This window comes from Microbacterium sp. (assembly GCF_035556355.1).
Taxonomy (GTDB): Bacteria; Actinomycetota; Actinomycetes; order Actinomycetales; family Microbacteriaceae; genus Microbacterium.
In genome coordinates, this window is the sequence record NZ_DATMFG010000048.1 from 105,425 (window position 1) to 132,035 (window position 26,611).

Annotated in this window: 25 protein-coding genes; 18 read left to right on the forward strand and 7 right to left on the reverse strand. The window is 70.1% G+C overall.

Going from position 1 to position 26,611, the window contains the following annotated elements:
- Positions 1 to 5 precede the first annotated feature (5 nt).
- Genes VNR19_RS14050 through VNR19_RS14080 form a run of 7 tightly spaced genes read left to right on the forward strand, consistent with a single transcriptional unit; the run spans position 6 to position 7,718 of the window.
- Positions 6 to 929 (forward strand): amino acid ABC transporter permease, encoded by a 924-nt coding sequence (locus VNR19_RS14050; RefSeq protein WP_325727780.1) that lies wholly within the window; start codon positions 6 to 8, stop codon positions 927 to 929.
- Positions 926 to 1,768, forward strand: coding sequence for an amino acid ABC transporter ATP-binding protein (locus tag VNR19_RS14055; protein ID WP_325727781.1), 843 nt, complete (start codon positions 926 to 928; stop codon positions 1,766 to 1,768). The genes VNR19_RS14050 and VNR19_RS14055 overlap by 4 nt, the downstream gene beginning before the upstream one ends.
- Positions 1,765 to 2,892, forward strand: a complete 1,128-nt coding sequence (locus tag VNR19_RS14060; protein WP_325727783.1) for a CapA family protein — start codon at positions 1,765 to 1,767, stop codon at positions 2,890 to 2,892. The genes VNR19_RS14055 and VNR19_RS14060 overlap by 4 nt, the downstream gene beginning before the upstream one ends.
- Positions 2,889 to 4,145 carry a CaiB/BaiF CoA transferase family protein gene (locus VNR19_RS14065; protein ID WP_325727785.1) on the forward strand — a complete coding sequence of 419 codons (1,257 nt, stop codon included), beginning with the start codon at positions 2,889 to 2,891 and terminating at the stop codon, positions 4,143 to 4,145. The genes VNR19_RS14060 and VNR19_RS14065 overlap by 4 nt, the downstream gene beginning before the upstream one ends.
- Positions 4,142 to 5,179 (forward strand): 2-hydroxyacyl-CoA dehydratase family protein, encoded by a 1,038-nt coding sequence (locus tag VNR19_RS14070; protein WP_325727787.1) that lies wholly within the window; start codon positions 4,142 to 4,144, stop codon positions 5,177 to 5,179. The genes VNR19_RS14065 and VNR19_RS14070 overlap by 4 nt, the downstream gene beginning before the upstream one ends.
- A complete protein-coding gene (locus VNR19_RS14075) occupies positions 5,176 to 6,444 on the forward strand; it encodes a 2-hydroxyacyl-CoA dehydratase family protein (RefSeq protein WP_325727789.1) in 1,269 nt (422 codons plus the stop codon). Before VNR19_RS14070 ends, VNR19_RS14075 begins: the two co-directional genes overlap by 4 nt.
- Positions 6,441 to 7,718, forward strand: a complete 1,278-nt coding sequence (locus VNR19_RS14080) for an MFS transporter (RefSeq protein ID WP_325727791.1) — start codon at positions 6,441 to 6,443, stop codon at positions 7,716 to 7,718. Before VNR19_RS14075 ends, VNR19_RS14080 begins: the two co-directional genes overlap by 4 nt.
- Here the strand turns inward: VNR19_RS14080 and VNR19_RS14085 are convergent.
- Positions 7,705 to 8,244 carry a MarR family winged helix-turn-helix transcriptional regulator gene (locus VNR19_RS14085; protein WP_325727793.1) on the reverse strand — a complete coding sequence of 180 codons (540 nt, stop codon included), beginning with the start codon at positions 8,242 to 8,244 and terminating at the stop codon, positions 7,705 to 7,707. The two genes, VNR19_RS14080 and VNR19_RS14085, sit on opposite strands and share 14 nt — an antisense overlap.
- A gap of 122 nt (positions 8,245 to 8,366) precedes the next feature.
- Between VNR19_RS14085 and VNR19_RS14090 the strand changes: the two genes are divergently transcribed.
- Both VNR19_RS14090 and VNR19_RS14095 read left to right on the forward strand, forming a co-directional pair.
- A complete protein-coding gene (locus tag VNR19_RS14090) occupies positions 8,367 to 9,254 on the forward strand; it encodes a PaaX family transcriptional regulator (RefSeq protein WP_325727795.1) in 888 nt (295 codons plus the stop codon).
- A gap of 82 nt (positions 9,255 to 9,336) precedes the next feature.
- Positions 9,337 to 11,703, forward strand: coding sequence for a DUF6351 family protein (locus VNR19_RS14095; protein WP_325727797.1), 2,367 nt, complete (start codon positions 9,337 to 9,339; stop codon positions 11,701 to 11,703).
- A gap of 80 nt (positions 11,704 to 11,783) precedes the next feature.
- Here VNR19_RS14095 and VNR19_RS14100 read toward each other — a convergent pair whose 3' ends face one another.
- The 4 genes from VNR19_RS14100 to VNR19_RS14115 all read right to left on the reverse strand — a co-directional run bounded on the left by VNR19_RS14100 (position 11,784) and on the right by VNR19_RS14115 (position 15,649).
- On the reverse strand, positions 11,784 to 12,362 hold the full coding sequence (locus VNR19_RS14100; protein WP_325727799.1) for a PadR family transcriptional regulator: 579 nt from the start codon (positions 12,360 to 12,362) through the stop codon (positions 11,784 to 11,786).
- Positions 12,363 to 12,438: 76 nt separating this feature from the next.
- On the reverse strand, positions 12,439 to 13,851 hold the full coding sequence (ligM, locus tag VNR19_RS14105; protein WP_325727801.1) for a vanillate/3-O-methylgallate O-demethylase: 1,413 nt from the start codon (positions 13,849 to 13,851) through the stop codon (positions 12,439 to 12,441).
- Positions 13,852 to 13,907: 56 nt separating this feature from the next.
- On the reverse strand, positions 13,908 to 14,792 hold the full coding sequence (gene purU / locus VNR19_RS14110) for a formyltetrahydrofolate deformylase (protein WP_325034375.1): 885 nt from the start codon (positions 14,790 to 14,792) through the stop codon (positions 13,908 to 13,910).
- Positions 14,793 to 14,827: 35 nt separating this feature from the next.
- Positions 14,828 to 15,649 carry a methylenetetrahydrofolate reductase gene (locus VNR19_RS14115; protein WP_325727831.1) on the reverse strand — a complete coding sequence of 274 codons (822 nt, stop codon included), beginning with the start codon at positions 15,647 to 15,649 and terminating at the stop codon, positions 14,828 to 14,830.
- Between the two features lie 342 nt (positions 15,650 to 15,991).
- Here VNR19_RS14115 and VNR19_RS14120 point away from each other — a divergent pair, with 342 nt between their 5' ends.
- From VNR19_RS14120 to VNR19_RS14160, 9 genes are all read left to right on the forward strand, one after another.
- Positions 15,992 to 16,960 (forward strand): ABC transporter permease, encoded by a 969-nt coding sequence (locus tag VNR19_RS14120; protein ID WP_325727803.1) that lies wholly within the window; start codon positions 15,992 to 15,994, stop codon positions 16,958 to 16,960.
- Positions 16,957 to 17,898: an ABC transporter permease gene (locus VNR19_RS14125; protein ID WP_325727805.1), complete on the forward strand. Its 942-nt coding sequence runs from the start codon at positions 16,957 to 16,959 to the stop codon at positions 17,896 to 17,898. The genes VNR19_RS14120 and VNR19_RS14125 overlap by 4 nt, the downstream gene beginning before the upstream one ends.
- Positions 17,895 to 18,821 carry an ABC transporter ATP-binding protein gene (locus VNR19_RS14130; RefSeq protein WP_325727807.1) on the forward strand — a complete coding sequence of 309 codons (927 nt, stop codon included), beginning with the start codon at positions 17,895 to 17,897 and terminating at the stop codon, positions 18,819 to 18,821. The genes VNR19_RS14125 and VNR19_RS14130 overlap by 4 nt, the downstream gene beginning before the upstream one ends.
- Positions 18,808 to 19,581 (forward strand): ABC transporter ATP-binding protein, encoded by a 774-nt coding sequence (locus VNR19_RS14135; protein WP_325727809.1) that lies wholly within the window; start codon positions 18,808 to 18,810, stop codon positions 19,579 to 19,581. Before VNR19_RS14130 ends, VNR19_RS14135 begins: the two co-directional genes overlap by 14 nt.
- 78 nt (positions 19,582 to 19,659) lie before the next feature.
- A complete protein-coding gene (locus VNR19_RS14140) occupies positions 19,660 to 21,267 on the forward strand; it encodes an ABC transporter substrate-binding protein (protein WP_325727811.1) in 1,608 nt (535 codons plus the stop codon).
- A 165-nt stretch (positions 21,268 to 21,432) separates the two neighbouring features.
- The gene (locus VNR19_RS14145; RefSeq protein ID WP_325727812.1) at positions 21,433 to 22,254 is read left to right on the forward strand and encodes an IclR family transcriptional regulator; all 822 of its coding nucleotides are present in this window, start codon (positions 21,433 to 21,435) and stop codon (positions 22,252 to 22,254) included.
- Between the two features lie 81 nt (positions 22,255 to 22,335).
- Positions 22,336 to 22,938, forward strand: coding sequence for a UGSC family (seleno)protein (locus VNR19_RS14150; RefSeq protein ID WP_325727813.1), 603 nt, complete (start codon positions 22,336 to 22,338; stop codon positions 22,936 to 22,938).
- Entirely contained in the window at positions 22,935 to 23,972 is a 1,038-nt protein-coding gene (locus VNR19_RS14155; protein ID WP_325727815.1) for a hypothetical protein, read from the forward strand. The genes VNR19_RS14150 and VNR19_RS14155 overlap by 4 nt, the downstream gene beginning before the upstream one ends.
- A gap of 98 nt (positions 23,973 to 24,070) precedes the next feature.
- Positions 24,071 to 24,916, forward strand: coding sequence for an SDR family NAD(P)-dependent oxidoreductase (locus VNR19_RS14160; protein ID WP_325727817.1), 846 nt, complete (start codon positions 24,071 to 24,073; stop codon positions 24,914 to 24,916).
- Positions 24,917 to 24,957: 41 nt separating this feature from the next.
- Here VNR19_RS14160 and VNR19_RS14165 read toward each other — a convergent pair whose 3' ends face one another.
- Together VNR19_RS14165 and VNR19_RS14170 are read right to left on the reverse strand one after the other, a co-directional pair.
- The gene (locus tag VNR19_RS14165; RefSeq protein WP_325727819.1) at positions 24,958 to 25,521 is read right to left on the reverse strand and encodes a MarR family winged helix-turn-helix transcriptional regulator; all 564 of its coding nucleotides are present in this window, start codon (positions 25,519 to 25,521) and stop codon (positions 24,958 to 24,960) included.
- Between the two features lie 106 nt (positions 25,522 to 25,627).
- Positions 25,628 to 26,611, reverse strand: a 984-nt coding sequence (locus VNR19_RS14170) for an aldehyde dehydrogenase family protein (RefSeq protein ID WP_325727821.1), incomplete at its 5' end; no start/stop codon positions are given.

The following is a 26,611-nucleotide window of genomic DNA, read 5'->3' on the forward strand; positions in this document are numbered from 1 at the left end:
CCACGATGACCGACCTGACCACCCAGCCCGTACGCAACCCGCACGCCGATCGATCGATCGACGTCGCCGACGCGCGCCGGCGGATCCACCCCTGGCGCGTGGTGACAGGTGTGCTGCTCGCGCTGGTGACGGTTCAGATCGTCGTCTTCTTCGCAACGAACGAGCGGTTCGACTGGCCGGTCGTCGCGGAATACCTCTTCAACCCGAGCGTGCTCATGGGCCTGGGCATGTCGATCATGCTCACCGTGATCGGCATGGTGCTGGGTTCGATCCTGGGCACCGCGCTCGCCGCGGGGCAACTGAGCGACTTCGCTCCGCTGCGCTGGGCGTGCATCGTGTTCGTCGGGGTGTTCCGCGGCGTCCCGCCGCTCGTGCAGCTGATCTTCTGGTACAACCTCGCGTACCTGCTGCCGCGCATCACGGTCGGGGTGCCGTTCGGTCCGGAGCTGTTCAGCTGGTCGACGAACGACTTGATCACCCCGCTCACGGCGGCCATCATCGGCCTCTCGCTGCACGAGGCCGCGTACATGGCCGAGATCGTCCGCGCGGGCATCCTGTCCGTCGATCAGGGCCAGCGCGACGCGGCGGCGGCCATGGGCTTCAGCCGGTGGCATTCGTTCACGCGCGTGGTCCTGCCGCAGGCGATGCGCGTGATCATCCCGCCGACGGGCTCCCAGGTCATCGCACTCCTGAAGGGAACCTCGCTCGTGAGCGTCATCGCGATGGGCGACCTGCTCCACTCGGTGCAGGTGATCTACAACCGCACGTACGAGGTCGTTCCGATGCTCATCGTGGCCGTGATCTGGTACCTCGTCGTCGTGACGGCGCTCACCCTCGTGCAGCGCCGCGTCGAGCGGCACTTCAGCAAGGGAATGACGCGCGACGCGGTCGTCCGTCGCGTCGCGGCACGGACGGAGGTCCCGGCATGAGCGCGCCCATCGACACGACGCCGGTGCTGCAGGTCGTCGGACTGCGCAAGACCTACGGCGACCAGGTCGCCCTCGACGGCGTCGACTTCGAGGTGCACGCCCAGGAAGTCGTGGCCGTGCTCGGCCCCTCCGGCTCCGGCAAGTCGACGCTCGTGCGATGCATCGACCAGCTCGAGACGATCCAGGGCGGCGCGATGTACCTCGACGGCGAGCTGCTCGGCTACGAGGTGCACAACGGCTCGATCCGTCCGCTGCGCGACAGCGAGGTGCAGCGCCAGCGTCGCCGTATGGGAATGGTGTTCCAGCAGTTCAACCTGTTCCCGCACTGGACCGTTCTGCGCAACATCACCGAGGCGCCGATCAAGGTCCACGGCATGGCACCCGCCGAGGCGCGCGAGCGCGCGATGGAGCTGCTGACGCGCGTCGGTCTCGCCGACAAAGCGGACGCGCATCCGCGTCAGCTCTCCGGGGGGCAGCAGCAGCGCGTGGCGATCGCGCGCGCCGTGGCGGCCCGGCCACGGATCGTGCTCTTCGACGAGCCCACGAGCTCGCTCGACCCCGAGCTGGTCGACGAGGTGCTCCAGGTCATGAAGGGACTCGCGGAGTCCGGAATGACGATGGTCGTGGTCACGCACGAACTCGAGTTCGCCCGGAACGTCGCCGACCGCTGCGTGTTCATGGCCGAGGGCAAGGTCATCGAGGATCGTCCGTCCAAGGACTTCTTCGCCGACCCGAGGTCGAGCCGCCTGCGCGCATTCCTCACGCGGACCACCGCCGAGCACCAGGACGGCGCCGGCGCGCTGGTGGAGAAGCGTGCCGCAAGCGGGGTCGATGCATGATCACCGTCCATGCCGTCGGCGACCTCGTGCTCGAACGGGAGGACTCGCACGCACTGCTCGAGCCCGCGCGGGCGGTTCTGCGCGGCGCCGATCTCGTGATCGGCCACCTCGAGATCCCGCATCTCGAGGGCGGCGTCGTGCAGTCCACCGATGTGCCGGCGATTCCCGGCCCTCCGTCCGCGCTCGACGCGCTGGCCGGGGCCGGGTTCGACATCCTGACGCTCGCGGGCAACCACGTGTACGACTTCGGTCCGGAGGGCATCCGCGCGACCCGCGAGCACTGCGAGCGGCGCGGGATGCGCACAGCCGGCACAGGCGAGACGCTCGATGACGCGCTCGCGCCGGCGATCGCGCACGTCGACGGGCGCTCCGTCGCGGTGCTGAGTGTCAACTGCGTCGGGCCCCGCGAGTCGTGGGCGACCTCGCTCAAGCCGGGCGCCGCGTACGTCGACGTCGTGACGCACTACGAGCCGCGGGGCGCGAACCCCGGCGGGCCGCCGCGTATCCACACGTTCGCGGAGCCTGCGAGCCTGCGTCGCGTGTGCGATGCCGTCGGGCGCGCCGCATCCGAGGCGGACCTCGTCATCGTGGCGCTCCACAAGGGGCTCGTGCACGTTCCGATCGAGATCGCCGCGTACGAGCGCGAGGTGGCGCACGCCGTCATCGACGCGGGCGCGCACGCCGTGATCGCGCACCACGCGCACATCTTCAAGGGCGTGGAGCTGTACCGAGGGCATCCGATCTTCCACGGCCTCGGCAACTTCGCGACGGTCACCCGTGCGCTGGCCGGCCATGACGAGGACTCGCCCGAGCGTCGTGCGTGGGCGCGCGAACGTCGCCGTGTGTTCGGCTTCGATCCCGATCCGGCGATGCCGGACTACCCGTTCCATCCCGAGAGCCGCAACACCGCGATCGCGGTGCTCGAGTTCTCCGACGGCGGGGTCGAGGCGGCGCTCATCCCGTGCTGGATCGACGACGATGCGCGACCCGTTCCCGTATCGCGCGGGCAGCGTGGTGACGGCGTCGCCGACTACCTCCGAACAATCACGACCGAAGCCGGTTTCGCCACCGACCTCGCTTGGGACGGCGATCGGCTCGTCGTCCGCGAGCTGGAGCTGACATGACCCCGACATCCTCGCCGACGCCCGGACCGCTCCACGGCAAGACCGTGCTGGACCTCACGACCGCGCTCGCCGGTCCGTATGCGACGCTTCTGCTCGCGAGCCTCGGCGCGCGCGTCATCAAGATCGAGAACCCCGAGCGCGGCGGCGACTCGTCGCGCAACAACTCCCCCTACGTGACGGCGGAGGGACTCCAGCTGCGGCGGACGGGTCCCGACGACATGTCGGTCTCGATGATGGCCCGCGGCCGCGGCAAGGAGAGCATCACCCTCAACCTGAAGAAGGCGGAGAGCCGTGAGGTGTTCTTCGACCTCGCGCGGCACGCCGACATCATCGTCGAGAACTACAGCGCGGGTGTGACGCGGCGCCTCGGCATCGACTTCGCGGCGGTGCAGCAGGTCAACCCGCGCATCGTCTACACGTCGATCAGCGGATTCGGCGCGCAGGGCGTGCCCGGCGACGGCAAGGCGATGGACACGATCATCCAGGCGCTCAGCGGCGTGATGATGACGGCGGGCGAGCCGGGCGACGCTCCGGTGCGGTTCGGTCTTCCGATCGGCGACCTGGTCGCCCCGCTGTTCGCGGTGATCGGCACGCTCGGGGCGGTCATGCACGCGGATGCCACGGGCGAGGGCCAGCACGTCGACGTCTCGATGCTCGGCTCTCTCACCTCGCTCGTCGCGTGCGAGCCCTTCGACGCGCTCGAGTCCGTGGGCTTCCCGCTGCGGACGGGGAGCGTCGTCCCCCGCCTCGCGCCGTTCGGCACGTTCCAGACTGCGGACGGCTGGTTCGCGATCTGCGCGCCGACCGACTCGTTCGCGGAGGGCACTCTCGCCGCGATGGGCCGTTCCGACCTCATCGAGGACCCCCGGTTCGCCAGCCGCGACGCCCGCGTCGCGCACGCCGACGAGCTGCACGCGCTCATCGCGGAGTGGGCGCGCACGCGGTCGTCGGCCGAGGTGCTGTCGGCCTTCGAGCATCACGGCGTCCCGGCGGCGCCCGTGCGCGACACCGCGACGGCCGTGCGCGACGACGTCGTGACGAGCCGCGGCGAGGTCGTTCCGCTCGTGCATCCGCGTTTCGGCCACCTCGACGGGCTCTACGGCAGCGGCCTGCCGGTCGTGTTCTCGCGCAGCAGCGCCGACCTGTCGAAGCCCGCCCCCGCGCTCGGCGAGCACACCGAACAAGTGCTCCACGACCTGCTCGGCTACGACGACGAGCGCGTTTCGACCCTTCGGAACGCCGGAGCGCTGTGACCGCCGTCATCCCCCTCATCGCGGTCGTCGGGAACGACGTGCCGCGCCAGCTCGTGCTCGCCGCGGGAGCGCGCCCGCACCGGTTGACCGGGGCATGGGACGCCCCGGACGCTGAGGCCCAGGAGCTTCTGGGCGCGACGGATGCTGCGGCCTCCCACATCCTCGCCGAGCTGCGTCGCGACGCGCACGGCTTCGCCGGGGTCGTCGTGTGCGGCGACTCGCAGGCGCACGTGCGGCTCTTCTACGCACTGCGGGCGACCGGCGCGAGCCTGCCTGTGCACCTGCTCGACCTTCCGCGCGAGGACTCGGTCCCCGCGCGCCGGTTCGGCCGGTTCCAGCTCGAGAGCCTCGTGGACTTCTGCGCGGGGGTGACGGGCAGGCGGCCCGGGACCGACGCGCTGCGGGAGGCCGCCGCCGCCGAGCAGCGGCTGGGGCAGGCCCTGGACGCGCTGCGCGCGCGCCGCCGCGCGGATCCGCCCCGGTGCACGGGCGCCGACGCGCTGGCCGCATACCTCGCGGCGTCGCGCCTCGATCCCGCTGCCGCGCTCGCGGTCGTCGACGCCGCGCGATCGACGACAGCGGAGGATGCCGTGCGCGTGCACATGACCGGATCGAACCACCCGGATGCCTCGATCTACCGCGCGCTCGAGGCGCGCGGCTGCGTCGTCACGGGTGAAGACCACGACACGGGCGACGGGGCATGGCTCGGCGTCGCGGTGGATTCGGGCGACCTCGACACGGTGATCGACGGACTCCTCGACGCGCACTTCGCCCGCACAGGCGCTTCATCGACCGAGTTCGCGGCTGCCCGCGCGGCGCTGACCGTCGCCACGAGCCAGGAAGACGGGGCGGATGCCGTGGCCGCCCTCATCCGCGACCTCGACGAGGCGCCCCTGTGGGATCTCGCCGACCAGTCCGAGGGGCTGGCGGCACGCGGCATCCGTCTCGTCGTCCGATCCCGCGTGAGGGGCGGCGACGCGGTCGACGCGGCCGCCGAGCTCGCCGAGGAGCTGCGAGAGGCGGTGGCCGCATGACGAAACCGGCGGCCGTGCGCGAGCGGCTCGCGAGTGCGACGCGGGCGACCCGCCACCAGAAGGAGTGGTTCCACGGGATCGCCGAGCGGGCGCGGGCCGGCGAGCCGTACGTGCTGGCGAACGCCGACGCGCCGCACGAGATCATGCGGGCGATCGGCCTCCCGTACGTCGTCAACCAGTGGTGGTCGTCGATCATCGCCGCGAAGGGTGCCGCCGACGCGAGCCTCGCGGCCGTCGCGGCGACGGGCCTGCCCGACGACAGCCGTCAGTACGACGTGCTGCCGCTCGGCGCCCTCGAGCTTCCGGCGGAGCGCGCGCCGTGGGGCGGCCTGCCCGCGCCCCGGTTCGCGATCGCGGAGCGCAGCGGCGACGTGACCCACAAGATCTTCGAACGGTGGGGCCGCCGCGAGGGGACGGAGACGTTCCTGCTGTCGCGCACGGCGGCCGTCCCGGCGCCCGAGGGGTGGTGGGACCTCGTGCCGACCCGGTGGGAGGAGGTGTTCGGCGCGGAGCGGATCGACTTCCTGCGCGACGAGATCGCGGAGCTCGTCGCGTGGCTCGAGGAGCGCACCGGAAGCGAGCTCGACCGTGCGGAGCTGGCCCGGATCATGGCGCTCGCGAACGAGCAGGCGGAATGGAACCGCCGGACGCGCGATCTGCTCGCCACGGCTCGTCCGCTTCCGGTCGAGGTGACCGACATCATCCCGGCCGTCATGGTGCCGCAGTGGCATCGCGGCACGCAGTGGGCGGTCGATGCCGCGCGCGGCCTGCACGACGAGGTGGCCGCGCGGATCGAAGCACGTGCGGCGGTCTGTCCCGACGAGCGGCGGCGACTCATGTGGATCGGACGCGGTGTGTGGGGCGACCTCGAGCTGTACCGCGCCTTCCAGGAGGAGTTCGGTGCGGTGTTCGTGTGGTCGATGTACCTCGCGATCGCGGCCGACGGGTACGTGCGCTACGGCGACGACCCGCTGCGCACGCTCGCGGCCCGGTTCGTCGGCATCACCGACCTGCTCTACGTTCCGCCGATGTCGTCGTCGTGGTACGCGAAGGAGGCTGTGGAGCACGGCGTCGACGGGGTCGTGCACCTCGTGGCGGACGACACTCCCGGAAGCGCGCTCATCACGGCGGAGCTCGAGCGCCGCGGTATCCCCGTGCTCGAGATCCGGGGCAGCAACGCCGATCCGCGCGCGACCGGCGACCTGCGCGAGAGGATCGCCGGTTTCCTGCGCGACCGTGTGCCGGCACGCGCCGACGGGCGATGACGATCACCGCGCGGCCGCGCGTCTTCGAGCCCTTCGCCAACCGCGGCTTCTCGCTGTACTTCACGGGTCAGGCCCTCTCGAACACGGGGGCGTGGTTCCAGAACATCGCGCTCTCGCTCGTCGTGCTCGACGCGACCGGAAGCGCGCAGTCGCTCAGCGGCGTGACGATCGCGCAGTTCCTGCCGCTGCTCGTGCTGAGCGTGCCCGCCGGGCGGATCGCGGACCGGGTCCGGCCGCGCACGATCCTGCTCGTCACATCCCTCCTCTCGGCGGCCGTCGTGGGCGGGATCGCCGTCGCGACCCTCGACGACACGCCGCAGCTGGGTGTCGTCTACGCGCTCGTCGCGGTCCTCGGCTGCGTGAACACCTTCGAACGCGTCGCCGCGCAGGCGATCATCTTCGAGATCGTCGGCCCCGCCGCGCTCACCCGCGCCGCATCGCTCAGCACGATCGCGGTCGCCTCCGCGCGATCTGTGGGTCCCGGGCTGGCCGGCATCGCGTTCCAGAGCCTGGGTGCGACGGCGTGCATGCTCGTCAACGCGGCCTCGTTCCTGATCGTGTTCGTGTCGGTGCTGCTGATCCGCCCCTCGCGGCTGCATCCGCGTGTCCGCCGCGCCCGCACCGATGCCCCGCCGCCGCGGCGCCCCAGCAGGCCGCTCGTCACGCTCTTCGTGGTGAACACCGTCGTCGCGCTGCTCGCGATGAACCTGGGACTCGTGCTGACCTCGACCGTCACCCTCACGTTCGACGGCGACGCGACCGCGGTGGGCGCCGCCCACGCCCTCAACGCGATCGGCGCGATCGCCGGCGGGATCGTCGCGGCCGGGCGTGCGAGCGTCTCGGTGCGTTCGCTCACGGCGGCGTGTGCGCTGTTCGGGGGGTCCCTCCTCGCGAATGCCGCCGCGCCGACGCTGTCGGTGTTCCTTCTGGTCGGACCTCTCCTCGGGCTCGGGGTCGGGTACTACCAGGGCATCCTCAACGCCGCCGCGCAGGCGAGCGTGCCGCCGCGGCTCATCGGCCGCACGATGTCGCTCGTGACGCTCGGCAACTACGGGATGGTGCCGTTCGGCGCGCTGCTGATGGGGTGGGTGATCGACCAGTCGAGCGGTCGTGTGGCGCTCGCGATCGGCGGCACGGCGGCCATCGCTTGCGCGGTGTTCGTGGTGGCGCGCCTCGGGCGACGGCCGTCGCGTTCGCGCGGCGCCCAGCCCGAGGTCGAGCCCGAGGCCGACGACCCGCCGGAAACGGAGTCGGAACCTTCTACGCGGGAGTGAGCCCGCCGCCCTTGCTCGGGCGCCGGCGCCGTGCGGCGACGGCCGCGGCCTCCGCCTCCTTGTCGCCGAAGTAGCCACCCGCGAGCTTCTGCGCCGCGCGGTCGAGCACCTGCGCGAGCGACGACCCGAGGTCGGATCCGAGGAGCTCGGAGAGCCGGTCTTCGCGCTCCATCATCTCGGCCTCGCACTCGTGCAGCACGCGCCAGCCCTGCTCGCTCAGGGCGACCAGCCGCACGCGACGGTTCGTCGGGTGCGGAACCCGTTCGATGAGCCCGCGCTCGAGCAGCTCCGCCGACACGACGTGCGCGGCCTGCGAGCTGACGAACGTGCGGCGTGCCACCTGCGCGTTCGAGAGGGGGAGCCCTTCGCCCAGCACCTGCAGGATGAGCAGCTGGGGGAGGGTCACATCGTGCGCGAGAGCCGTGTTCTCGGCAGCCCGGTTGAGGGCGCGCGCGAGACGGTAGGCGGTGTAGTTGAGCCGATCGGTCGCCGGCTTCCCGCGGGGGTCACGACTCAGTTCCGGCACGCTTCCAGCCTAGGGCGGATGCCGCGATCCCACTGACCACGCGACCGGAAATCCCCTGACCAGACCGTCACGAAAGGTCCGATTCGAGCGCGAGGCGGCCCGGCGATGCCAGGATGTTCGCCATGGTCGTGGCGGAAACCACCCGGGCGTCGGGCCGCGCACGGAGGGGCTCGCCCGTGCGCCAGGTGCTCACCCTCTTCGGCGACTACTGGTGGCGCGTCGAGGAGCCGCTCCCATCCGGCGCGATCATCGCCGCGATGGGCGACCTCGGCGTCAAGGAGCCGGCGACCCGCGCGACGCTCTCTCGCATGGTGCAGACCGGACTGCTCGACGCCGATCGGGTCGGGCGACGCACGACCCACGCCCTCACGGCGCGCGCGAAGCACATCGTGGAGGAGGAGGCGCAGTGGCTCGACACGTTCGGACGGCGGGAGCCGCAGTGGGACGGCCTGTGGAGCGTGCTCGCGTTCTCGATCCCCGAGTCCCGGCGGGCCGTGCGCCACAGTGCGCGGTCGCGCCTCAAGTGGCTCGGGTTCGCACCGCTCTACGACGGCCTGTGGATCTCACCGGCCGACACCGCCGATGAGGCGATGGCGCAGCTGCGTTCCCTCGGGGTGGATGACGTCACGGCGATGCGTGCGACGCTCGAGACCTCGTTCGACGGACCGCAGCGCGCGTGGGACCTCGCCGCGGTCGCGCGACAGTACGCCGAGTTCGAAGCGGACGTGAAGAACGGGGCGGATGCGGCAGACCCCGCCGTCGCGCTGTGCGAGCGCTCACGCCTGATGCTTGCGTGGCAGGCGTTCCGCGGGCTCGACGCGGGTCTGCCCGCCGAGCTGCTGCCGGCCCCTTGGCCCCGCGCCGCGACGCGGAGGCTCTTCGCGGAGCGCTACGACGAGCTGGCGCCGGGGGCGGAGGCGCGGATGCGCGAGCACGTCGCCGCGATCAGTCCCGAGCTCGCCGCATCGGTCACCGAGCGACGCCTCGCACAACAGTCGAACTTTCGTTGACGACCGTCACGCTCACTTCTAGCATGTGAGCCACGCGGCACCGTCGCCGCGCATGACGACGACGTCGAACGGAGGTCTTTCCATGAAGACACGAAGGAGCGGGCGCGCGATCGCGTCCGCTGCCGCGATCGCCGGGCTCGCACTGAGCCTGATCGCAGCGCCACCGGCCGCGCTCGCGCGGCCGTCCGTGTCGATCGAGGTCCTCTCGGGCCGCGCCGACACGATTTCCGGCGGCGACGCGCTCGTCGCCGTGACCGGCACGAAGAAGGATCCCCGGATCCTCGCTGCCGGCGTCGACGTGACCGATGCGTTCCAGGAGCAGGACGGTCGCCTCGTGGGCCTCGTCGAGGGCCTGCCGGTCGGCGCGAGTGAGATCCAGGTGCTCGCGCACAACGGCAAGGTCGACGCGACGCTCGAGGTAGAGAACCACCCGATCACGGGTCCCGTGTTCTCGGGTCCGCAGCATCCGATGTACTGCACCGCCTCCGGCTCCCCGTGGAACCTCGGCCCGGTCGATGAGGACTGCCATGTCGCCGAGGCGCGGGTGACCTACCGCTACCGCACGACCACCGGGCAGTTCGCGAACTACCCGACCGACGGCTCGGTTCCGGCGGACGTCGCGACCACGACGGTCGACGGCGAGACCGTGCCGTACGTCGTGCGCATCGAGCGGGGCACGATCAACCGCTCCGTGTACGAGTTCGCGGTCCTCGACGAGCCGGGCGGCGTCGAGCCGAGCCCGTTCGCCGAGCTCCCGGGCTGGAACGGCAAGCTCGCTTACACCTTCGGCGGCGCGTGCGGCGTCGGCTACTGGCAGGGCACGTCGACGGGCGGCGTCGAGAACGACATGCTCCTCAGCCGCGGCTACGCGGTCGCGTCGGCGACGCTCAACGTCTACGCGACGAACTGCAACGACGTCACGAGCGCCGAGACCGCGATGATGGTCAAGGAGCACGTGATCGAGCAGCTCGGCCCCGTGACGTACACGATCGGCTCGGGCGGCTCGGCGGGGACGATGCAGCAGCTCCTGCTGTCGAACAACTACCCGGGCATCCTCGACGGGGTCCTGGGCGAGATCGGCTACCCCGACGAGCGTTCGACGACGATCGGCGGCCACGACTGCCGCGGTCTGCAGAACTACTGGGCCTCGCCTGCGGGCACCGGCTGGACCGACACGCAGAAGCTCGCCGTGACCGGTCACGCCGCCACGTTCACGTGCGTCGGCTTCACGTTCTTCGACGGTGTCGACGACCCGAACCGCGGATGCGCGGCGGCGATCCCGGTCGCCGACCGCTGGTCGCCGAGCAACCCCGACGGCCTGCGCTGCACGATCGCCGACATGGTCCAGAACGTGTACGGCACCGACGACCAGGGCCGCGGCCTGCGCGTCGAGCCCGACAACGTCGGCGTGCAGTACGGCCTGAACGCGCTGAAGAGCGGGGCGATCACGGTCGAGCAGTTCCTGTCGCTCAACGAGAACATCGGCGGCATGGACGTCGACGGCAACCTCACGGCGGAGCGGTCGGTGGCCAGCGTCGAGGCGATCGAGCGGGCGTTCGCGACCGGGCGGATCAACATGATGACGGGCGGCCTCGCGTCGATCCCCGTGATCGAGATCCGGCCCTACACCGACCCGACCGGCGACTTCCACGAGCGCTACCGGTCCGCGATCATCCGCGAGCGGATGCTGCAGGCCTACGGCAACGCCGACACGCATGTGAACTGGACGGGTCCGAACATCGGGGCGAACACGAATGCGATGCGCATCGCCGCCCTCGACAAGCTCGAGGAGTGGCTGGACGCGATCGTGGCCGCGGGCGGAGTGGCCGACCGCGCTCGTACGGTCGCGGCGCGCCCCGCCGACCTGCAGGACGGGTGCTTCGACGCATCCGGTTCGTTCATCGCCGAGCCGCTCGACTACGACGACCCGACGACGACGTGCAACCAGCTGTACCCGTACCACTCGCAGCCGCGCGCCGAGGCGGGCATGCCGCTTGTGGCGGACGTCATGAAGTGCGAGACGACCGCTCCGGTGCGCGCGGACTACCCCGAGATGACGGATGCCCAGTGGCAGCGTCTGCTCGCGGCGTTCCCCGAGGGTGTGTGCGACTGGTCGAAGCCGAGTCAGGGCTACACGGAGCTCGAGGGCACGTGGCTCGAGTTCGGCGAGACCGAGCGGGTGGCGGTGTCGGGGCCGAAGATCCTCGGCAACGCCAAGGTCGGCGTCGAGCTGCGGGCCCAGGCCTCGTCCTCGACGCCCGGAGCGGTCCTCGCGTTCCAGTGGATCGCCGACGGGCAGCCGATCGCCGGTGCGACGTCGACGACGTTCACGCCGGATGCGTCACTGGCAGGCTCCGTCATCACCGTGCGAGTGGATGCGACGGCGGACGGGTTCGTTCCCGTCGCGGTCGTATCCGACCCGACGCACAAGGTGGCGGGGCGCCGGTGAGCGCCGGGGCTCCGTGAGCCCATGAAAGAGGGAGGGGATGACCTCGGTCATCCCCTCCCTCTCCGTCTGTCGCGGATGCCTCAATAGAGGCGCTCGAGAAGCCCCAGGCCGCGCTTCGCCCACTCGATCTCGACGCGGGCACGTTCGGCCAGACCCTCGTACGCGAAGCGCTTGAATTCGATCGTGCGCTCGCGGTCCTCGTCGCGGGTCACCGCGAGGCGCCGCGTGAGCATCGGGTTGCTCAGGTTCGCGATGTGCGTGAGCTCGCCCTCGAACTGCTCGAGCTCGCTCTCCCAGTGCGCGATGTGGCGCTCGAGGAACTCTCGCGCAGCCTTCGCGGTGGCCGACTCGAGGTAGGCGGCCCGCAGATGGGCGGGGTCGCGGACCCGCTGGTAGTCCAGCGGGGACTCCATCCATTCGAGGAACGCGCGCTCGCCGGCATCCGTCACGTGGTAGACGCGTCGCGTGCCGCGCTCGCCGCGCGTCTGCTCTTCGCCCTCGATGAGGCCGTCGGCCTCCATCTTGCGCAGCTCGGGATAGATCTGCGAGTCGGGCGCGTGCCACACATGCCCGACCGACTGGTGGAACTGCTTCTGCAGGTCGTAACCCGACAGCGGCCCCACGCGGAGGATGGCGAGAAGGGCGAAGCGCAGACTCATGGTTCTCCTCTGGGGCGGCCGGATGTGGTGCGAGGGGGCCCGCCCGGTGCGGACGGACCCCCTCGGGTCTCTCATGTCAGTCCGTCTTGACGTTCTCGTATCCGGTGCGCCATCCGCCGTGGTACGACTGGCGGGCGACCGTCGAGTACGGAACGGGGCTGACGACCGCGCGGACGGGCAGCTGCACGTGCGGCTCGACCGTGGCCTTCTTCGAGTTCGGCTCCTCGCCCCACAGGACGCGCAGCTCGGTGCCCTCCGGGACATCCGGGTCGATCGTGGCGAGCGACAGCGCGCGACGCTCGTTGGAGCTGTAGCCGGTGAACATCGAGAAGCCCACGACGGTGCCGTCGGCGTCGACCACCGAGTCGTAGTTCGCCGAGCCGTAGTTCGCCAGCGGCAGGTCGAAGAACTTGTAGCTCGGGCCCTCCACGTTGAAGAGCGAGCCGTAGATCTTCGTCATGTCCTCGGCGTCCCACGCGAGCGTGACCTTCTTGCGCTGCGTCGCGGGGTCGATCTTCTCGAGCGCGTCGCGGCCGATGAAGTCGTGGTCGAACTTGATGAACGAGCCGTAGCCCAGCTCCCACGGCGTGAGGTAGTAGTCCTCGATGTTGTCCGACACGAACGAGCCGGCCAGCGTGCCGGTCGCCTCGTAGCTGTCGATGCCGAGCCACTCACGGTAGGCGCGCTCCTCCTCACCCGTGTAGATCGCGGGGAGCGGCGACGGGATCCAGCCCGACTCGAGCGTGTTCGACGGGTACGCACGCGAACCCACCGGCAGCAGGCCGAACTCGGCGCCCGCCTCGACGATCGTGTCGCGGATGAGGTCGTGGTCCTCGTAGGGGCCCCAGATCTCGAGGCCGGGGGCGCCCGCCATGCCGTGGCGCAGCGTGCGGACCTGCTTGCCGGCGATCTGCATCGTCGACATGTTGAAGAAGCCGATCTTCTCGAGCGGGCCGCCGTTGAGCTTCTCGATGACCTGCCACGCGTTCGGGCCCTGGATCTGGAAGCGGTAGTACTGGCGCGAGACGGCGTGGCCGTACGGGCGCGAGGGCGAACGGCGGTCGACCGTGATGTCGAGGTTCTGGTAGCCGCCGGTCTCACCGTGGAAGAGCAGCCAGTTCGACGCGGGCGCGCGACCGACGTACACGAACTCCTCCTCGGCCTCGCGGAAGAGGATGCCGTCGCCGACCACGTGACCCGACGCGGTCGTCGGCACGTACTGCTTCGCCTTGTTCACCGCGAAGTTCGCGACCGAGTTGATCGCCGTGTCCGAGATGAGCTTGATCGCGTCGGAGCCCTTGATGAAGACGTTGTCCATGTGGTGCGACTGGTCGTACAGGACGGCCGTGTCGCGCCACGCCTTCTGCTCCTTGATCCACGACGAGAAGTCCGCCGGGACGACGGGGTAGATGTACGAGCCGATCTGCGAGTTGCGCAGCAGCTCGACCGGGTTGGTCTGGTCCAGGAGCTCCTGGAGATTCTTGGCCACGAGTGTGAACCTCTCTGTTCGGATAGGGGCGCCGCGGGTGCGGCGCCGGGGGTGGGTTACGGTCGGTCGGTGAAGACGATCGTGTGGTTGCCGTGGCGGATGACACGGTCTTCGGCGTGCCATTGCACCGCGCGCGAGAGAACCGCGCGCTCCACGTAGGCACCGCGGGCCTGGAGGTCAGCGGCGTCCATCGCGTGGTTGACGCGCGCGACGTCCTGCTCGATGATCGGGCCCTCGTCGAGGTCCTTCGTCACGTAGTGGCTTGTCGCGCCGATCAGCTTCACGCCGCGTTCCTTCGCCTTGCGGTACGGGGCGGCGCCGATGAACGCGGGCAGGAACGAGTGGTGGATGTTGATGATCGGCACGCCGACCTTCTCGAGGAAGTCCTCCGAGATGATCTGCATGTAGCGGGCCAGCACGATGAAGTCGACGTTGCCCTTGACCAGCTCGAGGATCTTCGCCTCGGCCTCGCTCTTGTCGGGCCCCTGCGAGGGCACGTGGAAGAACGGGATGCCGAACGTGCGGACGTCCTCGGCGGTGTTGGTGTGGTTCGAGATCACCATCGGGATGGTCACCGGCAGCTCGCCGCGGCGGTGACGCCACAGCAGCTCGAGCAGGCAATGGTCGCTCGTGGAGACCAGGATCGCCATCCGCTTCGGGATGGACTGGTCGGTGAGCGTCCACTCCACCCCGAGCGGCTTGAGCGTCTTGGCCAGGTCGGCCTCGATCTCGTCGATCGCGGCGGCGAGGTCGGGGCGGTGGAACACCACCCGCTGGAAGAACGCGCCCCCCTCGGGGTTGTCGGAGTACTGGTCGAGCGTGACGATGTTGCCCTTGTTGCGGGTGACGAGGCCCGTGACGGCGGCGACCAGGCCGGGCTGGTCGGGGCCGTGCACGATCAGGCACGCGTGGTCGCGCTTCGGTTCGATGTGCGGGGACATTCTCGGATGCTCCTCGGACGAAGACTCGGGACGGGTCAAGCCTGTGCGGCCAGGTACTCGCGCACCCACTCCGACGTGGCGAGCAGGCCGCCGAACGTGTAGAAGTGCAGCTTCACGTCACCGTAACCGGTCGCTGAGCCCGCCGAGGCGTCGGCCAGCAGCCCGGACAGGTCGGTGACGAACTTGTCGGGACCGGCCGTGCCCATGAGGTTGGTCAGGCTGAACCCGTACTTCTTCACGATCATCGCGTTCGCGCCGATGCCGAACCGGCGCGCGAAGCCGAGCAGGCGCTTGATGCCGGCCGGGCCCGGGGTGCCGATGCGGATCTGCGTGTCGATGCCGCGGTCGCGGACGCCCTTGATCCACGTGAGCACCGGGTCGGTGTCGAACGCGAACTGGGTGAGGATCACCGCGTCCAGGCCCTGCTCCTTGAGCGAGGCGGACTTGTCCTCGAGGTGGCGCCACAGCACGTCGTTCTTGATGTCGGGGTGGCCCTCGGGGTAGCCGGCGATCGAGACCTCGCGCACGCCGTACTTCTGGAGCAGGCCGGTGCGGATGACGCTCAGCGAGTCCGGGTACGGACCCTCCGGCTCGGTCGGGTCGCCGCCCACGGCGAAGACGTGCTCGGTCGCGCCGACCTCCTGCAGACGGCCGAGGAACTCCTCGAGCTGGTCCTGGCTCTTCAGGCGCCGGGCGGAGATGTGCGGGACCGGGACGAATCCGAGGTCCTTGACCGCCTTCGCGGCGGTCACGCGCATGTCGAGATCCTCGTTGCCGAGGAATGTGACGTTGATCTTCGTTCCCTGCGGGATCGAGTGCGCGGCCTCTTGGAGTCCCGGCACGTCCTTCCCGGTCATCTCCAGCGAGAACCCGCTCACGAGCTCGCGAGCGGCTGCCTTGTTCTGGGCGGGGGTGATGGTGGCCACTGTGAGGTCCGTTCCTCTCGGGTAGCGCCGCGGCGATGCGGTCGTTGTCAGATTACCTATGACCATAGGGAATGTCCATAGGTATGCGCTTGGATACTTTCCATTGAGCGGATGCCGCGCTCTTCCGACACGCGGAAGACGCGTTGCCCGAGGCGGGCTTCCATCGTGTGGAAGCCGCCGTTGAGTGCGCTCGTCGCCCGCCGTGATCGTGGGGCCCGGTAGACGCGATCACCGAGGACCGCGTCGCGAAGGGACGGACGCCCTATGAAAGCGATGGCCATCCACTACGGACGGCTGCTTCTCTCATCGTTGATCCTGTTCGTCGTCGTGCTGACGGTGCTCTTCCTGCTGCTGGAGATCGCCCCCGGCGACCCGATCCAGAACTTCGTGGGAGACGTGCCGATCTCGCCGGCGTTCGAAGCGCAGATCGTCGCCGCGTTCGGTCTCGACCGGCCGCTGTGGGAGAGATACCTGGTCTACCTCGGGAACGTGTTCCGAGGTGAGCTCGGCTACTCGTTCGGGACGAACGAGCCCGTGCTCGAACTCATCCTGAACCGCGCAGGCAACACGCTCGCGATCGCCGTCCCCGCGTTCATCATCTCGACGACGCTCGGCATCGTGCTCGGTGCGATCGCGGCGCGCACGCGCAAGCGGTGGCTCGACGGCGGCATCTCGGCCGGCGCGGTCGCCCTCTTCTCGGTGCCGAACTTCTGGCTCGGCATGCTCCTGATCATCGTGTTCTCGATCCAGCTCGGCTGGCTGCCCACGCAGGGCAAGGCGCCCTACGGGCAGGACGGCATCGACATCCGCTACATGGTGCTGCCGGTCATCACGATGGCCTCGACCGAGCTCGCGTTCAAGACGCGCATCATGCGGTCGTCGATGATCGAGTCTCTGGGGCAGGACTTCATCGACACGGCGCGTTCGAAGGGCCTCCCGTCGCAGCGCGTGCTGTGGCGCCACGCCCTGCCGAACGCCCTGCTGCCCATGGTCACGGTCGCCGGCTACAGCCTCGGATTCATCCTCGCGGGGTCGGTGCTCGTCGAGAGCGTGTTCGGCTGGCCGGGCATGGGCCTGCTCTTCGTCGACGCGATCCAGCGTCAGGACAACCAGGTCGTGCTGGGCGTCGCGATCTTCCTCACGATCACGATCCTGCTCGCGAACATCCTCACCGACATCACGTACGGCATCGTCGATCCCCGCCTGCGCGCGCAGTTCTCACGGAAGGTGGCCGCATCATGACGACGGTCCAGCCCACCCCGCCGCCCGAGACCGAGCTCGGCCTCGAAGAGCCGCTGGCGCCGGATGCCGGCACCGAGACGCTCGCGGTCGCGGCGTCCGGCGGATCTCGGCGGAACGCCGCGTGGCGCGCGTTCCTGCGCAAGCGCTCCGTGTGGGTGTTCCTCCCGCTGCTCGTCGTGCTGATCCTGATCTCGTTCGTCGGCCCGTCCTTCGTGGGCGACCCCGTATCGGCGATCTACCCCAAGCTGCTGCCCCCGAGCAGCGAGCACTGGCTCGGCACCGACAACCTCGGTCGCGACTACCTTGCGCGGGTCGTCTACGGCGGGCAGGTGTCTCTCATCGTCGGATTCTCGGTCGCGGTGCTGTGCCTCACCCTCGGGCTCATCATCGGCGGAGTCGCCGGCTACTACGGCGGGTTCATGGACAACGCGCTCGTCAAGGTGTCGGAGTTCTTCCAGGTGCTGCCGGGACTCGTGCTCGCGCTCGTCGCCGCGGCGCTGCTCGGCTCGAACGTCGTGATCATCATCGTGATCCTCGGAGTCACGATGTGGCCCGGCGTCGCGAGGATCGTGCGGGCCGAGGCGATGCGCATCACGAAGCTCGGCTACGTCGAGTCGGCGAAGGCGGCCGGCTTCTCGGGGCCGCGGATCCTCTGGTCGGATGTCATCCCCAATGCGATGCCGCCCGTGCTCGTGGCGACGACCATGACGGTCGGCCGGGCGATCCTCGTCGAGTCGGGGCTCTCCTACCTCGGCATCGGCGACGCGAACCGCCCGAGCTGGGGAGCGCTGCTCAACTCCGCGCAGGCCTACATGCAGCAGGCGTGGTGGCTCGCGCTCTTCCCCGGTCTGTGCATCTTCCTCGTGGTGCTCGCCGTCAACATCCTCGGCGACGCCATGAACGACGCCCTCAACCCGACGATCGGACGAGTCAAGTGAGCGCCCCCACGATCACGGATGCCGCCGCGGACCGCGACCGCACCGACACGCACCCCCTGCTCGAGGTCGACGGTCTGCGCGTGCACCTTCCCACCGGCGACCGCAGCGAGGTCGAGGCGGTCTCGTCGGCGTCGTTCACCGTCGGCCTCGGCGAACGCGTCGGCATCGTCGGCGAGTCGGGTTCGGGCAAGTCGGTGACCGGCCGCGCGATCGCGGGCCTGCTGCCGACGTCGCCGCGCGTGCGGGTCGAGGGCTCGATCCGCTTCGCCGGTCGCGAGATGCTGACGGCTCCCGCATCCGCGTGGAACCAGATCCGCTCCAAGCGCGTCGGGATGATCTTCCAGGACCCGCTCACCTTCCTGAACCCCACGATGAAGGTCGGCGCGCAGGTCGCGGAGTCGCTGGGCGCCACCTCGCGCCGCGACCGCAGGGCCCGCGAGGCCGAGGTCGTGCGCTTCCTCGGCCTCGCGGGCCTCGACGATCCCGAGCGCGTCGCGAGCCAGTTCCCGCACGAGCTGAGCGGCGGCATGCGGCAGCGGGTGCTCATCGCCGTCGCGATCGCGAAGGAGCCCGACCTCATCATCGCCGACGAGCCGACGACCGCCCTCGACGCGACGGTCCAAGCCCGCGTGCTGCGCACGCTCGACGAGACCGTGTCGGAGCTCGGCACATCGCTCATCCTCATCTCGCACGATCTGTCTGTCGTGGCGGGCATGACCGACCGCATCCACGTCATGTACGGCGGGCGCATCGTCGAGTCGGGGCCCACCGCCGCCGTGCTGGCCGATCCGCGGCACGACTACACGAAGGCGCTCCTGCGCAGCGTGCGCAGCCTCACCGAGCCCGACGTGCCGCTGTACTCGATGCCCCGAAGCCTGCGCGCGCGACTCGCGCTCGAGAGGAGCGAAGATGCTCAGGACTGATCGCGTCTCGAAGGAGTTCCGCGGCCGCCGCGGCACACCGCCTGTGCTCGCCGTGCGCGACGCGAGCATCACGGCGGAGCCGGGCCGGTTCGTCGCGATCGTCGGCGAGAGCGGCAGCGGCAAGAGCACGCTCGCCCGCATCCTGCTCGACCTGATCCCCGCGTCCGCCGGCTCGGTCACGATCGACGGCCAGGATCTCGCCCGCATGGGGCGCGCCGACCGCATGCGGTTCCGGCGCACCGTCCAGGCCGTCCTCCAGGATCCCGCGGGATCCCTCAATCCCCGCAAGCGCGTCGAGCAGACGATCGGCGAGGTCGTGCGACTGCACGGCATCGCGAAGGGCCGAGCCGCGGTGCGCGACGCCGTCGTCGAGGCGCTCTCACTCGTCGGCATGGATCCGCCCGAGCGGTACCTCGACCGGTTCCCGCACGAGCTGAGCGGCGGTCAGCGGCAACGTGTGCTCATCGCGCGCGCGATCGTGCTGCGCCCGCGCATCATCGTCGCCGACGAGGCCGTCTCGGCGCTCGATGCGTCGGTCAAGGCAGGAGTCCTGCGTGTGATGGCCGACCTCAAGGACCGTCTCGACGTCGGCTACGTCTTCATCACCCACGACCTGCCCGTCGTGCGAAAGGTCGCCGACTACGTCTACGTCATGAAATCCGGCGAGATCGTCGAGGAGGGCGAGACCGACGAGGTGTTCGCCGCGCCGTCGCATCCGTACACCCGCACGCTGCTCGCGGCGGCCCTCGAACCCGTCTGACCGCGTGATCCGCACCCACGACCCCAGAACCCCCGCCCGGCCGCACCCCGCGACCGGCACAACAAGAGAGGCATTCCCGTGCTGAACCTCACCAGACGCCGTGTCGGCATCACCGCCGCGCTCGCGGGCGCGGTGCTCGTGGCATCCGCCTGCAGCGCCGGCGGCTCATCCGGAGGCGACGGAGGAGGCGAGGGCGCCAAGCACGACTACGTGCAGGCGATCGCCGCCGATCCCGAGTCGTTCAACGCCCAGCTCACCAACGGCGCGACGCCGTTCATGTTCGCGGCGCAGGTCTTCGACACGCTCATCCGCCTGAGCCCGGAGTACCAGCTGTCGCCCGGCCTGGCCGAGACATGGGACGTCAGCGAGGACGGCCTGCAGATAACGTTCCACCTGCGCGAGGGCGTCACGTGGCACGACGGCGAGCCGTTCACCGCCGAGGACGTCAAGTTCAACCTGGACGAGATCGTCGAGCTCCAGACGTTCGGCGCGGCGCTCGCGGCGCGCATCGCGAACGTCGAGGTGGAGGACGAGCAGACCGTCGTCGTGAACTTCTCCGAGCCGTACGGTCCCGCGATCGAGACGATCGCGGGCCAGTATCTGCTGCCGAAGCACATCTACGAGGGCACCGACTACGTGACCAACCCCGCCAACATGGCGCCCATCGGCACGGGGCCGCTGCGCTTCGTGTCGTTCGAGTCGGGCAAGGAGGTCATCTTCGAGGCGAACCCGGATTACTGGGACGGCGAGGTGCAGGTCGGGCGCGTCATCTACCCGGTCATCGGCGATCCGAACAGCCGCGCGCTCGCCCTGTTCAACAACGAGATCGACCAGGCATCGCTCGACCCGGGCCAACTCGACCAGATCCCCGGCCACGACAGCGTCATGCAGATGCCCACGGGGCAGTTCCCGCAGGATGTCACGATCATGTTCAATGCCGTGAGCGGGCCGCTCCAGGACGCCGAGGTGCGCAAGCTCGTGTTCGCGGCCCTCGACCGCGAGGCGATCACCGAGATCGCGCTCGGCGGCCGAGGCACGCCCGCCGAGACGTTCTTCCCCGAGGAGCTCGACTGGGCGGTGAACGACGACATCCGGTTCTCGGAGGAGTATCCGCACGACATCGACGCGATCAACGAGGCACTCGACGAGCTCGGATACCCGCGCGGGTCGGACGGCACGCGCTTCACGCTCAAGACCCGCTACATCAGCGAGCTGAGCGAGGTGGCGTCGACGACCGAGCTCGCGCAGTCCCAGCTCCAGGAGATCGGCGTCGCGCTCGACCTGGAGGCGAGCCAGTCGGCCGTGTTCACCGACAAGGTCTACAAGGAGAGCGACTTCGAGCTCGCCTTCCTGCGCTCGACGCTGGGCTCCGACCCGAGCACGGGCATCGTGCGCTGGTACGACTGCAACCCCGACCGCAACGCCGCGTCGAACCCGTCCGGCATCTGCGACGACGAGATCCACGAGGCAGCCCTCGGCGCCCTGAGCACGAGCGACCGCGAGGTGCGCGGCGAGCACTTCCGGGCCCTTCAGGAGCGCGCCGCGGAGCTCATGTTCTACGCGCCGCTCGCGTGGTACACGGGCCACATGCCGGTCATCAACACGTCGCGCTGGGCGGGGCAGGACGACCCGGTACCCGCGACGAACCTCATGCCGTGGACGACGATGGAGTGGGTCGGCGGCTGACCGCCGGCGACCCCGCCCGGCCGGCGCGCACGGTCGGGCGGGGTCGCGGATCCGCTTCCCACCGAGCGGAACCGCGGGCGCCGGACGGGGACCTTCCGCGTTCAATGGACACGACAGCGTGAATCGGACGCACGGTCGCGACGACGGAGGCCGCGAGGAGGACGGATGAGCGCGCCACAGCCCGGCGAACCGCACAAGCTGACGGCCGCGGGACGGGTTCTCACGCTGCTGGACGTGTTCTCACGGGGGACCGGCTCGCACACCCTGACCGAGATCAGCCGCCAGTCCGGACTGTCGCTCACGACGACCCACCGGCTCGTGCGCGAGCTCGTCGCGTGGGGCGGTCTCGAAGCCGACGGGACAGGCCACTACCGGCTCGGCGCGAAGATGCTGAGCCTCGCGACGTCGTCGACGAGCGGCATGCAGCTGCGCGAGAAGGCGCTGCCACACTTGGCCGACATCCACCGTCGGACGGGTCGTACGGTGCTCCTGGGTGTGCGCGACGGTGCGCACGTCATGTACCTCGAGGCGCTGCGCCCGCACGCGAACTACACGGGACAGAACCGAATCGGCGGCCGCCTGCGGCTGCACGCGGGCGCCGTGGGACTCGTCCTGCTCGCGTACGCCGACGACGGGGTCGTCGACGAGTACGTCGAGAACCCGCTCAAGCGCTACACCGCGCACACGATCGGCGACGCCGACGAACTGCGCCGCACGCTCGCCGAGGTGCGCGAGAACCGCTACGCGATCGCGCCGCGCTCGCTCACGATGGCCGCGGGATCGGTCGCGGCCCCGATCGTCAACGCCGAAGGCGAGGTCGAAGCCGCCGTCGGAATGGTCTACCTCGTGGAGCGCGACGATCCGCAGCGCTTCGTCGACCTCGTGCGCTCCACCGCGTCGCGCATCTCGCGCAGCCTCCTGCAGCGACCGGGACCCCCGTCGCCCGCGAGCGTCGTGTTCCTGCGTCGCGAGAGCAGTCCCGACTGACCTTCCGCGGCGCGGAAGCGGGCGGTGCGGCATCCGCCCCCGTCGTCCCATAGTGGGTCGCGACGGAAGGGGAGGACGCACATGGCTTCCACGATCGCCTCGACGATCATCGATCCGACGGTCAGCAGCAGTGTCTCGACGAAGAAGGGACGGATGCCGCGCGCCGCCCGCGCCGCGAGCCTCGCCGGCGTCCGAGTCGGGCTGCTCGAGAACACGAAGCGCAACGCCGCCGACCTGCTCGACGGCATCGGCGAGGCGCTCGTGCGCGACCTCGGCGCGGCCGAGCTCGTGCGGAAGACGAAGAAGCAGTTCGCGCTGCCCCTCACCGCCGAGGTGGTCGCCGAGCTGTCCGAGTCGTGCGATGTCGTCGTCGTGGGAGTGGGGGACTGCGGCTCGTGCAGCGCCGCCGCCGTCGCCGACGGCATCGCTCTCGAGCGCGCCGGGATCCCGACGGCGGTGATCTGCACCGAGGCGTTCGCGTCGACGTCGCAGGCGATGGCCGAGCTCAAGGGCGACCCCGACTTCCCGTACATCCTCACGGAGCATCCGGTCGCGAACCTCGACGCCGGTCAGCTCGTCGACCGCGCCGCGCACCTCGTGCCCGACGTCGTCGCACGCCTCACGGCGCCCGCCTCCGCGTCCGCGCAGAGCGCCGCCGACAGCGCTCTGAGCGTTCCCGTATGACCGCCGTCGACACGCGACCGCTCGATCCCGCGGCGGCGACGGAGGTCGCCGAGCACCTCTACGCGAACGGCTGGACCGACGGCCTGCCCGCGCTGCCCGCGACCGACGAGACGGTCGAGCGCTTCCTGGCCGAGACCGACCGCGACCCCGACGCCGTCGTCGCACGGCACCTCGCGCTCGACCGCACGGTCACGGTGCGCGACGTCGCGGTGCACGCGATCATGGCCGGCTGCCTGCCGGAGTACTTCCCGGCGGTGCTCACCGCGTGGGACGCGCTCGCCGCCGACCGCGCCGCGAACGGCGGCGGGTGGCAGAGCACGAGCGGTCCCGCGCCCCTCGTGATCGTGAACGGGCCGCTGCGCGACAGGCTCGACGTCAACAGCGGTGGCGGCGTGCTCGGCCCCGGCTTCCGCGCGAACGCGACCATCCCGCGCGCGATCGGGCTCACGGTGCGCAACGGCTTCGGCATCCGTCCCCACGGCTTCGAGCAGGCGACGCAAGGGCTGCCCGGCCGCTGGACCATGGGCATCGCCGAGGCGGAGGAGGCGAGCCCATGGGAGCCCTTCTCGGTCGACGGAGGACTCGAGGCCGGCGAGGACGCGGTGAGCGTCATGCTGCTGCGCACGTGCGAGTTCGTCGACAACCGCCACTTCACCGACCCCGTGCAGGTGCTGCGCGACTTCGCAGACACGATCCAACGGTCGGGCTCCTGGATCTTCCGCCACTCATGCGTCGGCATCCTCATGAACCCCGACCATGCGCGCGTGCTCGCCGAGGCCGGCATGTCGAAGCAGGACGTGCGCGACTGGCTCGTCGCTCACAGCGGCAAGACCGAGGCCGAGCTCGCGGCGGTCGGCAAGGGGCTGAGCCGACTGCCCGACGGACCGTTCCCGCCGGACCACTTCCATCCGGTGTTCGCGGATGCCTCGCCCAAGAGCCTCCCGATCATCGTCGCAGGCTCGCCCAACGCCGCGATGTCGATGGTGTTCCGTGTGTTCGGAGAGTGGTCGGGCCGCTCGTTCCCGGTGCGGTGACTCCGCGCATCCGCCGAAACCCGTCTTCCGCCCGACGGACGAGCGCGCCCGCGCGTCGGGGCGGTCGGCCACGATGTACCCGAGGAGGATCACACCGCATGACTGACGACACCGAATGGGTCACCCCCGTCCAGGATCCGCTGGCGACGCAGACCGAGCCGTGGCTCACCGACAAGGTCGCGATCGTCGCAGGAGGAGGGCTCAGCGGCCCCGAAGGGGGTGTCGGATTCGCGATGGCGTGGCTCTACGCCCGCAACGGCGCGAAGGTCGCGATCCTCGACAACGACCCGCGCGCGGCGGAGCGCACGGTGAAGGCCCTGCGTGAGACCGGCGCCGTAGCCGAGCCGTACATCGTCGATCTCACGAACGATGCCGCCGTGGCGACGGTGGTCGATGCCGTGTACGAGCGCTTCGGCCGCATCGACGTCGTCGCCGACTCGATCGGCGGCGCGGGCATCGAGGGCATCTTCGAGACGAGCATCGAGGCGTGGGACTTCGCGATGGAGCTCAACCTCAAGTCGGCCTGGTACCTCCTGCGGCACGCGCAGAAGCACATGACCGAGGGCGGCGCGGCCGTGCTCATCTCGTCGGGCGCCGCGGAGGGCCGCGGCCCCGGACTGCCCTACAGCATCGCGAAGGCCGCGCTCGAGAAGCTCGCGCAGGGAGCAGCGGGCACACTCGCGCCGCGGCGCATCCGCGTCAACGCCGTCCGAGTCGGGATGATCTGGGGCGCGTTCGCGGCCAAGGGCATGACCGAGGAGCAGCGTGAGATCCGCCGGCAAAACGTCGCGATGCAGGTCGAGGGGAACAACTGGGACATCGCGAGCGCGGCCCTGTTCCTGACCACGGATGCCTCGCGCTGGGTCACCGGCCAGGTGCTCGCCGTCGATGGCGGAGGCTTCGCGATGCGCTTCGCCGGGGCCGCCGGCCAGAAGAAGGAGTGAGTCCGAAGACGGGCTGAACGAAGGAGCCCTCGCTCGTGGCGTCAGTGCGCCGCGGGTGAGGGCTCCGGCTTGTGTGCGGGCGAGGCCTCGTTGTCGAGGGCCTCGTCCAGAAGCTGTGCATCCCGCAGTTTCTGGAGCATGTCGGTGAGCAGCGTGTTGAGCTTGCGCACGTCGGACTCCGACATGCCCTCAAGGATGATCTCCTGCCCTCGCATCGAGACGGGGAGCATGAGGTCGTGCATGCGGGCGCCGTCCCTCGTGAGGCACATCGGCCGCGAGCCGCGCGGACCGTCGAGCAGCACGATGAGCCGTCGTGCGACGAGCGTCGAGACGCTCTTGGACACGACCGCCTTGTTGACGCCGATGAAGTCCGAGATCTCGGTCGCCGAGATCCCGGGCCGCAGCGCGACGGCGGAGATCACGCGCCAGTCGTTCGTGCCCAGGCCGAACCGGCGGCGCAACTCGGTCGACTCTCGCCACACGAGCGCGTTCGACAGCAGCGCGATCAGGCGCGGTGTGAAGCCCTCGGGGTCGATGACGTCCTCAAGCGGTTCGGTGATGAGGTCTTCCCCGGCTGCGCTGTCGATGTCGCGCTCGCTGGTCATGCCGCTCCCTTTCGGCGCAACACGGCGCCTGCGTCTATGAGAAGTTTTCCAGAAAGAGGCGGGATCCGACCGATCTGGACGGATCCCGCCTCTCAGGATCGATCGGTCAGTGCGCCATCGCCGCGAGCGCCTCCGGGTCGAGCACGGCGATCGAGCGGGTGTCCTGGAACGAGCGGACGCCCTCGATGCCCTGCTCACGCCCGATGCCGGACTGCTTCATGCCGCCGAACGGGGCGCGCAGGTCGCAGCGGGTCGCGCCGTGGTCGTTGACCCACACGTAGCCGCACACGAGCTGCGAGCCCACGCGCTGCGCCGCCTCGGGGTTCGCGGTCCACACCGAGCCGCACAGCCCGGCCCACGTGTCGTTGGCCGCGCGGACGGCCTCCTCCTCGGTGTCGAACGGGATGATCGGGATCACGGGGCCGAACTGCTCCTGCGTCACGACGCGCAGCGACGGGTCGGGGTCGACCACGATCGCCGGGCGGAGGAAGTTGCCTCCGGCGAGGTCGCCGCCCGGAAGCTCGCCGAACTCGCGCACGTCGGCGCCCGAGTCCTTCGCCTCCTGGATGATCTCCTCGACGAACGCCTTCTGCGCCGGCGAGTGGAGCGGGCCCATGGTGGTGCCCTCGTCGAGCCCGTAGCCGAGCTTGACGTTCTGCAGGCGCGCCTCGAGGCCCGCGACGAGCTCGTCGAGGCGCGAGCGGTGCACGTAGACGCGCTTCGCGTTCATGCAGATCTGGCCGGTGGTGTCGAAGATCGCGGCGTACAGGCGGTCGAGGTGGGCGTCGTCGATGATGGCATCCTCGAGGAAGATCGCCGCATCGTTGCCGCCGAGCTCGAGCGTCACGCGCGTGAGCGACTTCGACGCCATCTCCATGATGCGCTTGCCGCCGTTGACCGAGCCGGTGAAGCAGACCTTGGCGATGTCGGGGTTCTGGATGAGGCCCGACATGTTCTCGTCCTTGCCGCTGATGACGTTGAGCACGCCCGCCGGAAGCTTCTCGGCGACGCGCTGCACGACGCGCGCGGTCGCGAGCGGCGTCGTCGGCGGAACCTTCACGATCGCGGTGTTGCCCGCGAGGAGCGCGTG